This is a genomic window from Shinella yambaruensis (assembly GCF_022899355.1).
Lineage (GTDB): Bacteria > Pseudomonadota > Alphaproteobacteria > Rhizobiales > Rhizobiaceae > Shinella > Shinella yambaruensis.
The window spans coordinates 1-13,907 of record NZ_JALJCK010000024.1; the positions used below are offsets into that span (position 1 = coordinate 1).

18 protein-coding genes are annotated in these 13,907 nt (G+C 66.5%); 9 read left to right on the forward strand and 9 right to left on the reverse strand.

Annotation, left to right across the window (positions count from 1 at the left end; genetic code table 11):
* Positions 1-73: 73 nt before the first annotated feature.
* The 4 genes from MUU56_RS31250 to ygfZ are packed head-to-tail and all read right to left on the reverse strand — an operon-like array spanning position 74 to position 3,054.
* Entirely contained in the window at positions 74-1,048 is a 975-nt protein-coding gene (locus tag MUU56_RS31250; RefSeq protein WP_245082692.1) for an NUDIX hydrolase, read from the reverse strand.
* Entirely contained in the window at positions 1,045-1,578 is a 534-nt protein-coding gene (locus MUU56_RS31255) for a tyrosine phosphatase family protein (RefSeq protein ID WP_245082694.1), read from the reverse strand. Before MUU56_RS31255 ends, MUU56_RS31250 begins: the two co-directional genes overlap by 4 nt.
* A gap of 4 nt (positions 1,579-1,582) precedes the next feature.
* Positions 1,583-2,212, reverse strand: a complete 630-nt coding sequence (locus MUU56_RS31260) for a YfbR-like 5'-deoxynucleotidase (protein WP_245082697.1) — start codon at positions 2,210-2,212, stop codon at positions 1,583-1,585.
* A complete protein-coding gene (ygfZ, locus tag MUU56_RS31265) occupies positions 2,209-3,054 on the reverse strand; it encodes a CAF17-like 4Fe-4S cluster assembly/insertion protein YgfZ (RefSeq protein ID WP_245082700.1) in 846 nt (281 codons plus the stop codon). The genes MUU56_RS31260 and ygfZ overlap by 4 nt, the downstream gene beginning before the upstream one ends.
* A gap of 171 nt (positions 3,055-3,225) precedes the next feature.
* On the opposite strand from ygfZ, the gene MUU56_RS31270 reads away from it, so the two are divergent.
* Complete coding sequence (locus tag MUU56_RS31270; RefSeq protein ID WP_245082702.1) at positions 3,226-3,831, forward strand: nucleotidyltransferase domain-containing protein; 606 nt, start codon at positions 3,226-3,228, stop codon at positions 3,829-3,831.
* 3 nt (positions 3,832-3,834) lie between these two features.
* Here the strand turns inward: MUU56_RS31270 and MUU56_RS31275 are convergent, their stop codons facing one another.
* The 4 genes from MUU56_RS31275 to MUU56_RS31290 form a co-directional block, all read right to left on the reverse strand.
* Positions 3,835-4,617: a hypothetical protein gene (locus MUU56_RS31275; RefSeq protein WP_245082705.1), complete on the reverse strand. Its 783-nt coding sequence runs from the start codon at positions 4,615-4,617 to the stop codon at positions 3,835-3,837.
* 16 nt (positions 4,618-4,633) lie between these two features.
* Positions 4,634-4,903: a hypothetical protein gene (locus MUU56_RS31280; RefSeq protein WP_245082708.1), complete on the reverse strand. Its 270-nt coding sequence runs from the start codon at positions 4,901-4,903 to the stop codon at positions 4,634-4,636.
* A gap of 92 nt (positions 4,904-4,995) precedes the next feature.
* Positions 4,996-5,418 carry a TIGR02301 family protein gene (locus tag MUU56_RS31285; RefSeq protein ID WP_245082712.1) on the reverse strand — a complete coding sequence of 141 codons (423 nt, stop codon included), beginning with the start codon at positions 5,416-5,418 and terminating at the stop codon, positions 4,996-4,998.
* Positions 5,415-5,849, reverse strand: coding sequence for an NUDIX hydrolase (locus tag MUU56_RS31290; protein WP_245082714.1), 435 nt, complete (start codon positions 5,847-5,849; stop codon positions 5,415-5,417). The genes MUU56_RS31285 and MUU56_RS31290 overlap by 4 nt, the downstream gene beginning before the upstream one ends.
* A 60-nt stretch (positions 5,850-5,909) precedes the next feature.
* Between MUU56_RS31290 and MUU56_RS31295 the strand changes: the two genes are divergently transcribed.
* On the forward strand, positions 5,910-6,689 hold the full coding sequence (locus tag MUU56_RS31295) for an SOS response-associated peptidase (RefSeq protein ID WP_245082716.1): 780 nt from the start codon (positions 5,910-5,912) through the stop codon (positions 6,687-6,689).
* A gap of 31 nt (positions 6,690-6,720) precedes the next feature.
* Here MUU56_RS31295 and MUU56_RS31300 read toward each other — a convergent pair whose 3' ends face one another.
* Positions 6,721-6,903, reverse strand: coding sequence for a hypothetical protein (locus tag MUU56_RS31300; protein WP_245082718.1), 183 nt, complete (start codon positions 6,901-6,903; stop codon positions 6,721-6,723).
* Between the two features lie 604 nt (positions 6,904-7,507).
* On the opposite strand from MUU56_RS31300, the gene cysS reads away from it, so the two are divergent.
* From cysS to cimA, 7 genes are all read left to right on the forward strand, one after another.
* On the forward strand, positions 7,508-8,941 hold the full coding sequence (cysS, locus tag MUU56_RS31305) for a cysteine--tRNA ligase (protein ID WP_245082721.1): 1,434 nt from the start codon (positions 7,508-7,510) through the stop codon (positions 8,939-8,941).
* 224 nt (positions 8,942-9,165) lie between these two features.
* Positions 9,166-9,504, forward strand: a complete 339-nt coding sequence (locus MUU56_RS31310) for an endonuclease domain-containing protein (RefSeq protein ID WP_245082724.1) — start codon at positions 9,166-9,168, stop codon at positions 9,502-9,504.
* Positions 9,501-9,983 (forward strand): GFA family protein, encoded by a 483-nt coding sequence (locus MUU56_RS31315; RefSeq protein ID WP_245082727.1) that lies wholly within the window; start codon positions 9,501-9,503, stop codon positions 9,981-9,983. Before MUU56_RS31310 ends, MUU56_RS31315 begins: the two co-directional genes overlap by 4 nt.
* Positions 9,980-10,477: a GFA family protein gene (locus tag MUU56_RS31320; RefSeq protein WP_245082730.1), complete on the forward strand. Its 498-nt coding sequence runs from the start codon at positions 9,980-9,982 to the stop codon at positions 10,475-10,477. The genes MUU56_RS31315 and MUU56_RS31320 overlap by 4 nt, the downstream gene beginning before the upstream one ends.
* A 126-nt stretch (positions 10,478-10,603) precedes the next feature.
* The gene (locus MUU56_RS31325) at positions 10,604-11,086 is read left to right on the forward strand and encodes a GFA family protein (protein ID WP_245082733.1); all 483 of its coding nucleotides are present in this window, start codon (positions 10,604-10,606) and stop codon (positions 11,084-11,086) included.
* On the forward strand, positions 11,083-12,042 hold the full coding sequence (gene pip / locus MUU56_RS31330) for a prolyl aminopeptidase (protein WP_245082736.1): 960 nt from the start codon (positions 11,083-11,085) through the stop codon (positions 12,040-12,042). The genes MUU56_RS31325 and pip overlap by 4 nt, the downstream gene beginning before the upstream one ends.
* Positions 12,043-12,224: 182 nt before the next feature.
* Entirely contained in the window at positions 12,225-13,841 is a 1,617-nt protein-coding gene (cimA, locus tag MUU56_RS31335; RefSeq protein WP_245082738.1) for a citramalate synthase, read from the forward strand.
* Positions 13,842-13,907 lie beyond the last annotated feature (66 nt).

Below are 13,907 nucleotides of genomic sequence, written 5' to 3' on the forward strand. Positions count from 1 at the left end.
GACGAACTTGTCCCATAGTGCTTCCTTCCATTCTGCAGAAAGGATCACACCATCAAACCGTGGGATCAAACACCTAGCGCATGCCGACCTTGAGCCCCGGCGCGGGACGCTCCTCGAGAATGCGGCGGCGGAAGCGGAAGAGCGCGGCGGGGCGCCCGCCGGTGGCGGCGGTGGACCCGCCCGTCGCCTCGACCAGTTCGGCGCCCTCGACCAGCCGGCGGAAGTTCTGCTTGTGCAGGTGCCGTCCGGAGATCGCCTCCACCGTTGCCTGCAGCTCCGTGAGCGTGAATTCCGGCGCCATCAGCTCGAAGATCACCGGGCGGTACTTGATCTTGCCGCGCAGCCGCGCCATCGCGGTCGCAAGGATCCGGCGGTGGTCGTGGCGCATGGCGATGCCGGGAGCGGGATGGCACGATCCGGTGCGCCCGTCCGTCACCGCCTCCTCGGCAAGGCCGGCCTCGTAGAGAAGCTCGTAGCGTTCCAGCACACGCTCCTCGTCCCAGGGGAAATCGTCGAGGCCGAAGGCGAGGCGCAGGCGCGTGCGCATCGAGGGCAGGGCGCTTGCTCGTTCCTCGCGCATGTTGTCGGCCGCAAAGGCCTTCAGGGCGGGCAGGATGAGCTGGTCGATCAGCGCCGGCCGTCCCTGCCGCCAGTCCTCCCAGGGAAGGTAGGTGTACCAGTCGCGCCAGGCGGCGCCGGCTTCCGCCAGCTGCTCGTTCGCCTCCGCATCGGTGCGGGTAAGCGCGATATAGCCGACGGAGACCATGTGCGTGCCGGCCTCGTCCGGCAGCTTCTGGCGGCCGCGGTCGCCGAAGGTGTAGAGCTGCTCGATATAGCCGAGCTTCAGCGCCGTCTGCGCCTCGACGCTGGCGCGCAGGCTCGTCTCGAAGGTGCGGTGCTGGTGCGGGTCGAAGGGGCCGAAGGGCAGGGCGTCTCGGCCGCCCGCCCCCCCGCCGATGGCGAGGATGCAGGGGCTGCGGCCGGAAATCGCGACGACCGCCGCGTTGAGGCCGATCTCGACCGGCGGGCGGGCGCGGCTCTCCGTCATGGCTGCAGCGTCTGCGGCGCGGCGGAAAAGACGAAGGGGCTGTCGCCGACATAGTCGGCTCCGCGGCCGATGGCCCGGACGGCGGCGACGAGCCGCCCGCCGCGCGACAGCACATGATCGCCGATCTCGACCAGCCGGGCATTCGGCGTCGCCTGCACGGAGGCGCGGCGAAGGCGCATTGCGAGGTCGTGCTCGTCCTGGTCCGGTTCCACGGCGAGCGCGGCGATCAGCGCGGCGGCGGGGGAACGGGAAACGCCCATCATGCAATGGACGAGCAGCGGCGCCTGCCGGTCCCAGCCGTGCGCAAAGCCGATGATCGCGGCCACATGTTCCTCGCCGGGCGCGACGAGGCTGCCGGTGCCGGCAAAGGCGATGTCGTTGACGCCGACGATCAGGTGGCGATCGGCGGCGATGATGGCCGGGCGGTGGAAATTCTGCTTCGGCGCGACAAGGCTCAGCATGTCGCGGCAGCGGTGGCACACGGCGAGTTCCGCGATCTTTCCGAGCGGCGCGACGACGATCGTACCCATCGCGTCACACCGCCGCGGCGAGCGGGCCGCGCTCCCGCTCCAGCGCTTCGAAGCGATCGGCGAAGCGCTGCTGCGCGAGGGTGGCGGGCAACGGCGCGATCTCGATCATCTCCAGCGTGATGCCGCGCGGCGCGCCGAAGAACTTGACCGCCTCGGCATGGGAGAAGCCGGCAAGCTCCGTCGCCTCGAAGAAGGCGGCGACCTGGTCGGCCTTCTTGATCTTGGCCTTCAGGCTCGCGGGGGTGGCGGGCGGCAGGCCGAAGCGCAGGTGCACGGCCGCCTCCAGCCGCTTTTCCACCGTCTTGTAGCCGCCGCCGACCACCGCCTTGAAGGGCGAGATCATGTCGCCGATCACGTATTCCGGCGCGTCGTGCAGCAGCGCCATCAGGCAGTCGTCGGCATTGCAGCGGTTCTGCTGGCGGAAGATCGCCTCGACGACCAGCGAATGCTGCGCGACCGAAAAGGCATGGTCGCCGTTGGTCTGGCCGTTCCAGCGCGCGACACGGGCCAGCCCGTGCGCGATGTCGGACAGTTCGATGTCGAGCGGCGAGGGATTGAGCAGGTCGAGGCGGCGGCCGGACAGCATGCGCTGCCAGGCCCGGGGCTCCGTCTTGGCGCGGGCGGCTGCGCTCATTGCGCCGGCACCTCGGCGGTTTCCTGCGGGAAGGCAAGGCCCGTCCACTGCGGCAGGGCGACGGTGACGGGCATGCCGTCGGCGGTGATCGGCGTGCCGCCATGCATGGCGTCGGCCGCGCGGTCGATGCGCACGATGGCAAGGCCGCGCGTGCCGGACACGCTGCCGAGCGTGCCGATCGGCTTGCCGCCGGCCAGAAGCTCGGTGCCCGTGGCGGGAAGGGCGGTCTCGCCGCTGACGATGACGGGGCGGCGGCGCGCTGTGCCGCGGTGCTGCATGCGGGAGACGACCTCCTGGCCGACATAGCAGCCCTGGCGGAAGGAAAGGCCGCCGGTGAGGTCAAGCAGCACGTCGTGCGGGAAGGCATCGCCGAGCGCATAGTCGCGGCCGGCTTCGACGAGCCCGGCGCCGATGCGCAGGGTTTCGTAAAGCGCCGGGTCGTCGCTGCCGCCCGCGCCCGGGCGGCGGGAGACGGCAAGGCCTGCCTTCGCGAAGCGGCCGTCCTGCGGGGCGTCCGCCTCGGCGGCGTCCCAGCTTGTCGTCACCGCGTTCCCCTCGACGGCGGCGAGATCGAGCGCGGCGCGCAGCTTGTACATGGTCAGCCGCTTCAGCAGCGCATCGCGCTGCTCGTCCGCCGTCTCGATCAGGAAGGCGCCGTCGCCGTCGCGGCTTATCAGGAAGTCGAACAGGATCTTGCCCTGCGGCGTCAAAAGGGCGCCGGGACGGATCTCGCCGGCCGGGAGGTCGGGCAGGTTGGTGGTGATGAGCGATTGCAGGAAGGTTTCGGCATCGGCACCGGAAATGCGGAGGAAGGCGCGGCCGGAAAGCGTGACGGAAGGCATGATTCGATCCAGGTTTTGCGCCCGCCGGCACCATGCGGCAGCGGGCGGTGCATGATCGCACCCGTTGAAACAGAGGTAGAACGACCGGGCGCCTTTCGCAAGGTCGCGCCGTCTTGCCCTCCGCTTCCGGATGGGGGAGAAGGACGGCCACGAGAGGACAGGGGCTCCGCCATGACCGCCGCAACGACACTTCCCCACGATGCATGGGCCGCCTGGCATCCGCGGGAGCTCGCCCGCCGGCTTGCCGGCGTCGCGCGGCCCTGGTGCGTCGCGGGCGGCTGGGCGCTCGATCTCTGGCACGGGGAGGAGACGCGGCCGCACGAGGACCTCGAATTCACCATCCTGCGCGCCGACTTCATCCATTTCCGCGCGGCCTTGCCGGGCCTGCGCCTTCATGCGGCCGGCGATGGCCATGTCGAGCCGCTCGGCCCGGACGATGTGCCGCCGTCAGGCATCGCGCAGGTCTGGTGCGAGGATGTGGCGGCGGGCTGCTGGCGTGTCGACATGATGCTGGAGGACGGCAGGCCGGAGACCTGGGTCTACAAGCGCGACCCGTCGATCCGCCGGCCGCGCGCCGAGGCCGTGCGCAGGACCGCCGATGGCATCGCCTATCTCGCGCCCGAGATCATCCTGCTCTTCAAGGCAAAGTACCGGCGCGGCAAGGACGAGGCGGATTTCGCAAGGGCGCTGCCGCGGCTTGACGCGGCCGAGCGGCGCTGGCTGAAGGCCGGCCTCGCGCTGGCCCATCCCGATCATGCCTGGAGCAAGGCCCTGTAAGGCTCAGTCGCCGGTGACGAAGAACTTCCACTGGCCATCCGGCGTGATGCCGACGCGGTAGAAATTGTAGCTGCCGAATTCCTTCATGTCGGCGAAATCGCCGGCCGTCACGATGCGCAGCAGATCCACTTTTTCCGGTGGCGTCAGCGTTGCGAGCGGCTTTTCGGCGAAGTAGGGCCAGACATAAAGCTCGTCCGCCGTGCCCTTGCCGACATGCACGAAGCCGGTCGCCAGCACGTCGAGCAGGATCGCCAGCACCTCGATGCCTTCGTCGTCGCCCGACTGGCCCTTGAGGGTCTCGACGGGGCCTTCGTCGGTCTCGACGATGGAGACCTGCGTTTCCGTCATGCCCTTGCCGAGCAGGGGGCGCAGGCGCTCGATATCGCCGGAGGCGGCGGCCTCCACGATGAGCTCGCGCATGCGGCGCACGGGCTCCGGCGCCTTGGCGATGTCGGAAAGGAACTCGACCGGAACCTCGGGCTCGTCGGCGGCCTTGTCGTCCGCGGCGGGCGTGCCGTCCGAGGGCTCGGTCACGGCTTCGTTGCGGCGAATCAGCGGGTCGGGCATCGGCAGTTCGAGGGGGCCGGTTTCTTCCTGCTCCTCCTCGACGGGCGGTGTCTCGCTGCCCTCGGCCGGCTTCTGCTGCACCTGGCCCTGCTCGTTCTTCAGCTCGCTGAGGGCGAAGGCGGGGCGGGCGGGCGCCACCAGCGCTGTCGTCGTGAAAAGTACCGACAATACGATGAGGCTGCTGCGAAACAGCGTTTTGCCGCCAGTCGACGTCTGCATGACCTGTCTTTCCAGCCTATTGCAGGATGCGCTCGGGGGAGAATTCTCCGGCCAGCATGCGCTCGCGCAGCGATTCGAGCATCGCCTCCGCGCCACGTTCGCCATGGATGCGGATCGTTTCGCGCATGGCAAGCGCGATCGCGGCATCGGCGATGATTTCCGGTTCGATGCCATCAGCCATGCCGTCGGCCCAAGCCTCGTTCTGGTGTTCCAGAGCGGCCTGCATCTTCTCGTGCACGATCATCTCGTCGATATCGTTGAGAGTAGGTTCCATTGATCGGTCCATGCGAGGCATTCAGTTCTTACTTGACTGTTAACGACCTTAGCAGCCTTTTCCCAAAACGGCACTGGGTCCTGTAAAAAGAGGTTAATTAACCGCTAATTTCCGAAGCGCGCGGTAATTTCTGTGGCAAGTGTTGCACCTTCGTTACGGTATCTCTCTTCTGCGACAACAGCCGAGTCGGTGCAAGCGGTATAGATGGCGGCGAAGGAACGATATCCACGGTTGAATGCCGCGGTCAGTTTTTCCTGTCTTTTCGGCTCGTTGGCAGCTTCCAGCTCGATGAGGCGCTGCATGGAGGCCCGCCAGCCGTCCTCCGGCTTGTCCATGCACAGATTGCGCAGGTAGTGCACGGCGCCGAGGATTTCCGAGAGCCGTTCCAGCCGTTCGTCATAGGGCGCCGGCTTTTCCTCGACGGCCGCTGCCGACGGCGTTTCCTTCGCGTCGCCCTTCGCCTGCTGGGCAAAGGCGGGCGCGGCAAGCGCCAGGCCGAGGAGGAGGGCGAGCCGAATCACCGTCATGCGTCCTGCCCCGTCCGTTCCGCCTCGAGCCGCCGGATGCATTCGCGCACGCTGTCGGGCGCCGGCAGCGTCCTTATTTCCTCGGCCGTATACCAGCCGACCGCCGCCGCATCGTCCGAGGCGACGGCGATGGCCGTCGCATCCGCCTTCACCTTGAAGACCGAGAGGCGGAACGACGGGCTGCCGGGGCCGTCCTCGCGGCCGGGCAGGTCGTAGGTCGCGAAAAGCTTGGGTTTTTCGGCGCGGATGCCGGTTTCCTCGAAGAGTTCGCGCAGCGCCGTCTCGGCCGGCGTCTCGCCCTCTTCGCCGCGTCCGCCGGGAAAGGCGTACATGTCGGCCGAGGGCGGGTTGCTGCGCAGGACCAGGAGATAGCGTCCGTCGCGCTCGATGATGGCGGAGGAGGCGGGCTGGGGCGTCTTGGATATCTTCATCGCGGTCCGGTCCGGTTGCGCTCGATTGACCCCTTATAGGCAAAGTGCGATGACGATGCCATGTGTGGACGATTTGCATTGCTGGCCAAGCGGGATCTTGCGCGCGACTATTTCGACCTCGCCGAACTGGACGACCTGCCGGAGCGCTACAACATCGCCCCGACGCAGCCGATCCTGGTCATCGTCGCGGGCGAACGGCAACAGCCCGGCAGCAACCTGCCGGAGCGCAAGGCCATGCTGGTGCGCTGGGGCTTCATGCCCGGCTGGGTGAAGGACCCGCGCGACTTTCCGCTGCTCATCAATGCGCGTGCCGAGACGGCGATCGGCAAGGCCTCCTTCCGCGCCGCCATGCGCCATCGACGCGTCCTCGTGCCGGCCTCCGGCTTCTTCGAATGGCGCCGGCCGGAGGGCAAGGGCGCCAAGGCGCAGGCCTACTGGATCCGCCCGAAGAAGGGCGAGATCCTCGCCTTTGCCGGGCTGGTGGAGACATGGTCGTCCGCCGACGGCTCGGAGGTCGATACCGGCGCGATCCTGACGACGGCGGCGAACAACGACATCGCCCGCATCCACGACCGCATGCCCGTCGTCATCCGCCGGGAGGATTTTTCGCGCTGGCTCGACTGCAAGACGCAGGAGCCGCGCGACGTGACCGACCTGATGAAGCCGATCGACGACGGCTTCTTCGAGGCGATCCCGGTGTCCGACAAGGTGGGCAAGGTCGCCAATATGGGGCCGGATATCCTGGAGCCGGTGGAGGAGCGGGCCGAAGAGGCGCCTGCGGAAAAGAAAAAGGGCGCGGACGCGCCCCCATCGTCATCCGACCAGCTTTCGCTGTTCTGATTTCATACCGGCGAAGTGGTCTCGAAGCGCCTCAGTCGTAGAGCGGCTGAAGCACGGCCGGGATATCGCGCTTGGGACGCTTGACCTCGGTCTTCGCTTCGGGCTTGCAGCGCGTGGCAGCCACCACGGCGGGCAGGCCGAGCGGCTTGTAGCGCGCCTGCAGGTTTTCGTTTGCTGCAGGGTTCTGCAGCGGCTGCTTCCTTACGGTCGACATCGTCTTTCTCCTGAAGTGTCAGGCAGCCCCGTCTGTTTCCCCCGGTTGCTACCCCCAATGGGCTATGCATTTACGCGACCCATTCGGCCAAATTCTGCTCAAACTTTGATCGCTCTGCGGCAAGCGGCTGAAAAGACAGGTTTTCACGATCAAATATTGTGACGGTCGCAAACATTCATTTCCTCGGGGCCGGCCGGCCCCTTGCCATCAGTGTGGCCGCGGCGACGGCGCGGATGCCGATCGGATTGTAGCGGGTGGCAAGGTCTGTCTCGGGGCGCATGTCTGTCTTCCGGGTCTTCATGGTCCTGTCCCTTCTGTCCGCCGGCGGGTTCTGCCGGCCTCGTCCTTCTTTTCCCATGCCGGCAGGGGCGGGTGTGTCACCGCGGGAACAGGGGAGCCTCGGCGAGAATTTCGTCCCGGAAGGCGCCGCGCCCGCTTGACCGGACGCACGCGCGGCGCGATAAAGCAGGCCATGAAAACGGTACTCTGCATTCGCCGGAGCATTATTCGCTAGCGCACGCGCTGGCCCGGCCGTTTTCGTCCCTCAAAATCCCCGGATGACAACGCCCCGGCCAGCCGGGTCTACGCCTTTGGGGAGATTTCCATGGCCGAAAAGCCGGTCCTGACGCTGTACAACACGCTCACGCGCTCGAAGGAGCCCTTCGCTCCCATCGATCCCGACAATGTGCGCATGTATGTCTGCGGCCCGACGGTCTACGACTTCGCCCATATCGGCAATGCGCGGCCGGTCATCGTCTTCGACGTGCTGTTCCGCCTCCTGCGCCATGTCTACGGCGAGGACCACGTCACCTATGCCCGCAACATCACCGACGTCGACGACAAGATCAACGCCCGGGCGCTGCGCGATTTCGGAAAGGAGATCGAGGACGGCAGGCTCTCGCTCAACGAGGCGATCCGCCGGGTGACGGAGAAGACGGCGAACCAGTTCCACGCGGACATCGCCGCGCTCGGCGCCATGCAGCCGACGCACGAGCCGCGCGCCACCGAGTTCGTCCAGCCGCGCGGCGACGGCAAGGTGGACATGATCACGCTGATCGAGCGCCTCATCGAGCGCGGCCACGCCTACCAGGCGGGCGGCGAGGTGCTGTTCGACACGCAATCCATGGCCGACTACGGCCAGCTCTCCAAGCGCAACCTCGACGAACAGCAGGCGGGCGCCCGCGTCGCCGTCGACGCGCACAAGAGGAATCCCGGCGATTTCGTGCTCTGGAAGCTCTCCTCGCCGGAGGAGCCCGGCTGGGAAAGCCCCTGGGGCCGCGGCCGCCCGGGCTGGCACATCGAGTGCTCCGCCATGTCCGCCGCCTATCTCGGCGAGACCTTCGACATCCACGGCGGCGGCCTCGATCTCATCTTCCCGCATCACGAGAACGAGATCGCCCAGTCGCGCTGCGCGCACGGCACGCCGGTCATGTCGAATGTCTGGATGCACAACGGCTTCCTGCAGGTCGAGGGCCGCAAGATGTCGAAGTCCGAGGGCAATTTCTTCACGATCTCGGAACTCCTGCACGAGGAGAAGTTCGGTGGCCGCAAGTGGCCCGGCGAGGTGCTGCGCCTCGCCATGCTGATGACGCACTACCGCGAGCCGATCGACTTCAGCGTCAAGCGGCTGGAGGAGGCCGAACGCCTGCTCGCCAAATGGCCCGCCGGCGGCAATCCGGCCGAGGGCCGCGTGGACGAAAGCGTGCGCGCGCCGCTCCTCGACGATCTCAACACCGTCGCGGCCGTGCAGGCGCTGCACGCGCTCGCCCAGTGCGCCAATGCCGATCCGCTGATGCTGCCGGTCTTCGCCGCCAGCGCCGAGCTGCTCGGCGTCCTGCCGAAGAAGGCCGAGGTTTCCAAGGCGCTCGAGGACAGTATCGAAACGCTCATCCAGCTCCGCCTCGAAATGCTGAAGGCGAAGAACTTCGCCGAAGCCGACAAGATCCGCGACGACCTCGCCGAAAAGGGCATCCAGCTGAAGGACGGCAAGGATCCCGGGACGGGCGAGCGCGTGACGACGTGGGAGGTGAGGCGGTGAACCAGACCACCCCCCTCTGTCACTTCGTGACATCTCCCCCACAAGGGGGGAGATCGGAAGTGCGCGGGGTTGGTGTTGGAAAGCCATTCTTGGTTGCGGTTGCGTGGCCGGTTTATGATGTCGCCCAATCTCCCCCCTTGTGGGGGAGATGTCACGAAGTGACAGAGGGGGGTATCGTGCCACACGGGAAGGTATCGACCATCAATCGCGTTCGCGCGCGTCGCATGCGCAAGGTTTTGACCGAAGCCGAGCTTGCTCTTTGGAACGAACTTCGCGCCCATCGACTGATGGGGCTCGGCTTTCGGCGACAGATGCCGATTGCCGGCTACATTGTCGATTTTGCGTGCCCGGCGCACCGCCTCATCGTCGAGGTCGATGGTTCTCAACACGCGCTGAGTGCCTCGCTCGACTATGATGCCAATCGGACGACGCGCCTCGAAGAGGACGGCTGGCTTGTTCTACGATTCTGGAATGACGAAATCTTGAACGATATCGACGGTGTCTGCCGTCATATTCTCGCAACGCTCGAAGAGGACCGTTGGGCAAGGGAGGGGCAATCATGACCACACCCTTCTACACAGGCGGCTGCCAGTGCGGTGCCGTGCGCTTTCATGTCGAGGGGGCGCTTGGTGATGCGTCGGTCTGCCATTGCCGCATGTGCCAGAAGGCGAGCGGCAATTTCTATCTGCCGCTGGTCTCGGTGCGACAGGCGAAGCTCACCTGGACGCGGGGGGCGCCGAAGCGGTTCCGGTCGTCGAACCACGGCTATCGCGGCTTCTGCGGCGATTGCGGCACGCCGCTGACCTACGAGGCGCCGGACGGCGTGGCGCTGACCATCGCCGCCTTCGACGATCCGGCCGGGATCGCCCCGCGCATCCAGTGGGGCATCGAGGCGAAACTGCCCTATGTGGACGCGATCTCCGGCCTGCCGGGCGAGGAGACGATGGCGGACCAGGACGCGGCGTCCTTCCTCGCCGACCTCGTCTCCTACCAGCACCCGGACCATGACACGGACGCATGGCCGCCGGAGCGCGAGCCATGAGCATTTCACGCATCTATACCGGCGGCTGCCAGTGCGGCGCGGTGCGCTACCGGGTCGAGGGCACGCTCGGCGACCCGCATCTTTGCCATTGCCGCATGTGCCAGAAGGCGGCCGGCAACTATTTCCTGCCACTCGCCAATGCGCCGCGCGACCGTTTCTCCATGACGCGCGGCGAAGCCGGCTGGTTCCAGTCCTCGGAAATCGTGCGCCGCGGCTTCTGTCGCGATTGCGGCACGCCGCTGTTCTACGATGCGCTCGCCGCCGACCATATCAACGTGACGCTCGGTTCGCTCGACGATCCGGACGATGTGCGCCCGATTGCCCAGGCGGGCGTCGAATCGCGGCTCGTCTGGTTCGTGCAACTGGCGAAGCTGCCCGAGAGCGAAAGCGACGAAGGGGAGTTCGGCGAGGCGCGCCATATCGTGGTCCGCGCCTCCAACCGCCAACACCCGGACTATGACACGGACCATTGGCCGCCGGAGGACATTCCATGACCGCGCCCCGGCCGGAACTCGGCTTTCCCCGCAAGTGGCTCTATCTCATCGCCGGCAAGCTGATCCTGATCACCGCCGTGGTGGTCGCCGTCGTCGTCTATTCCGCCTATCGTTGAAGGAGCCGTCATGAGCGTCGAACAGGAAGAGACAAGAACCGGGGGCTGCCAGTGCGGCGCCGTGCGTTTCCGCATCAAGGGCGGGCTCGGCCGCCCGTCGATCTGCCATTGCCGCATGTGCCAGAAGCAGTTCGGCGGCTTTTTCGGCCCGCTCGTCACCGTCAAGGGCGAGGTGGAGTGGCCGCGCGACGAGCCGGCCTATTTCCAGTCCTCGATCAACATCGACCGCGGCTTCTGCAGGCAATGCGGCACGCCGCTCACCTACAGGCATCCCGGCGGGCTGGAGATCGCCATCGGCGCCTTCGACAAGCGCGACGACCTCGCCCCGCAGATCCAGGTGAATTTCGACGCACGGCTTGCCTGGGTCGACACGATCTTTTCCGCGCCCGTTCACCAGGACCCGGACTATTACAGCCAGCAGGAGAAGATCATCTCCTTCCAGCACCCCGACCATGAAACCGAAAACTGGCCTGCCCACGGAATGAAATTATGAACGAGACCCTGCGTAGCCTCTATCCCGAAATCGAACCCTATGCCTGCGGCCATCTCGATGTCGGCGACGGGCACAGCATCTACTGGGAACGCGTCGGAACGCCCGGCGCCAAGCCGGCCGTCTTCCTGCATGGCGGCCCGGGCGGCACGATCTCGCCGAGCCACCGCCGCCTGTTCGATCCCACGCTCTACGACGTGACGCTGTTCGACCAGCGCGGCTGCGGCAAGTCCACGCCGCATGCGGAACTGGAGGCCAACACGACCTGGCATCTCGTTTCCGATATCGAGCGGCTGCGCGCCATGGCCGGGGCGGAGAAGTGGCTGGTCTTCGGCGGCTCCTGGGGCTCGACGCTGGCGCTCGCCTATGCGGAAAAATATCCGGATCGGGTGTCCGAGCTCGTGGTGCGCGGCATCTATACCCTCACCAGGGCCGAGCTCGACTGGTACTACCAGTTCGGCGTCTCGGAGATGTTCCCGGACAAGTGGGAGCGCTTCATCGCGCCCATCCCGCCGGAAGAGCGGCGCGAGATGATGCATGCCTATCATCGCCGCCTGACGAGCGACGACAAGGCGACGCGCATCGCCGCCGCCAGGGCCTGGAGCCTGTGGGAAGGCGAAACCATCACGCTGCTGCCGGAGCCTTCGACGAGCGACAAGTTCGGCGAGGACGAGTTCGCCCATGCCTTCGCCCGCATCGAGAACCACTTCTTCGTCAATGCCGGCTGGCTGGAGGAGGGGCAGCTCCTGCGCGATGCGCACAGGCTGCAGGGCATTCCCGGCCTCATCGTGCACGGGCGCTATGACATGCCGTGCCCGGCAAAGCAGGCCTGGGCCTTGCACAAGGCCTGGCCGGAGGCGGAGTTCTACCTCATCGAGGGGGCGGGCCACGCCTATTCGGAGCCCGGCATCCTCGACCGGTTGATCTACGCGACGGACAAGTTCGCGGGGAAGATCTGAGAGGCTGCCCCTCACCCTGACCCTCTCCCCGCAGGCGGGGAGAGGGGACGTGCCGAACGCGAGATTCGGGCTGGAGGAAACCGGTGCGGCATATCCCTTCTCCCCGCTTGCGGGGAGAAGGTGGCGGCAGCCGGATGAGGGGCGGACCTGACATGTTCAATGGGTTCCCAGGGAGGGAACAGATGAAAAAAGACCGTATCTACCTTTTCGACACCACGCTTCGTGACGGCCAGCAGACGCCCGGCATCGACTTTTCCGTCGAGGACAAGATCGCCATTGCCGGCCTGCTGGATGCGTTCGGCCTGGACTATGTCGAGGGCGGTTATCCGGGCGCCAACCCGACGGATACGGCTTTCTTCGCCAAGAAGCGCACCGGCCGCGCGAAATTCGTCGCCTTCGGCATGACGAAGCGTGCCGGTATCTCGGCCTCCAACGATCCGGGCCTTGCCGCGCTCCTCGATTCGAAGAGCGACGCGATCTGTCTTGTCGCCAAGAGCTGGGACTATCATGTGCGCGTGGCGCTCGGCTGTTCCAACGAGGAGAACCTGACGAGCATCGCCGAATCGGTGAAGGCCGTCGTCGCCTCCGGCCGCGAAGCCATGGTCGACTGCGAGCATTTCTTCGACGGCTACAAGGCCAACCCGGACTATGCGCTGGCCTGTGCCACCACGGCCTATGCCTCCGGCGCCCGCTGGGTGGTGCTGTGCGACACCAATGGCGGCACGCAGCCCTCCGAGGTGCAGGCGATCGTCGGGGCTGTGATCGCCGCCGGCGTGCCGGGCGAGAACCTCGGCATCCACGCCCACAACGACACGGGACAGGCCGTCGCCAATTCGCTGGCCGCCGTCGAGGCCGGCGTGCGCCAGATCCAGGGCACGTTGAACGGCATCGGCGAGCGCTGCGGCAATGCCAATCTGGTGACGCTGATCCCGACGCTGGCGCTGAAGGAAGCCTATGCGGAGCGCTTTTCGATCGGCATCGACACGGAGGACCTCACCGGCCTCACCAAGCTGGCGCATACCTTCGACGAGCTGCTGAACCGTTCGCCGGACCATCAGGCGCCCTATGTCGGAGCGTCCGCCTTCGCCACCAAGGCCGGCATCCACGCCTCGGCGCTCCTGAAGGATCCGCGCACCTACGAGCATGTGACGCCGGAAAGCGTCGGCAACCTGCGCAAGGTCATGGTGTCCGACCAGGGCGGCAAGGCGAATTTCATCAATGCGCTGAAACTGCGCGGCATCACCGTCGGCAAGGACGATCCGAAGCTCGACCGCCTCATCCAGATCGTCAAGGAGCGCGAGGCGACGGGCTATGCCTATGAGGGCGCGGATGCGAGCTTCGCGCTGCTCGCCTACCGCACGCTCGGCACGGTGCCGGATTTCTTCCACGTCGAGAGCTTCCGCGTGATGGTCGAGCGCCGCTACGACGCCAACGGCCAGCTCAAGACCGTGTCGGAGGCGGTCGTGCGCGTCATCGTCGACGGCGAGACGATGATGTCGGTCGCGGAAGGGCATGGCCCGGTCAACGCGCTCGACCTTGCGCTGCGCAAGGACCTCGGCAAGTTCCAGGCCGAGATCGCCGACCTGGAACTTGCGGACTACAAGGTGCGCATCCTCAATGGCGGCACCGAGGCCATTACCCGCGTGCTGATCGAATCGACCGATGCGACGGGTGCACGCTGGTGGACGGTCGGCGTTTCCGACAACATCATCGACGCCTCCTTCCAGGCGCTGATGGATTCCATCGTCTACAAGCTCATGAAGAACCGCGGCGAAGCGGGGCGTGCGGCGGCGGAGTAGGGGCAAGGTTCAGCGGCACTCATCGTCCCTTCACCGGAATGAATTGGTGCATAACCGTCCTTTGGA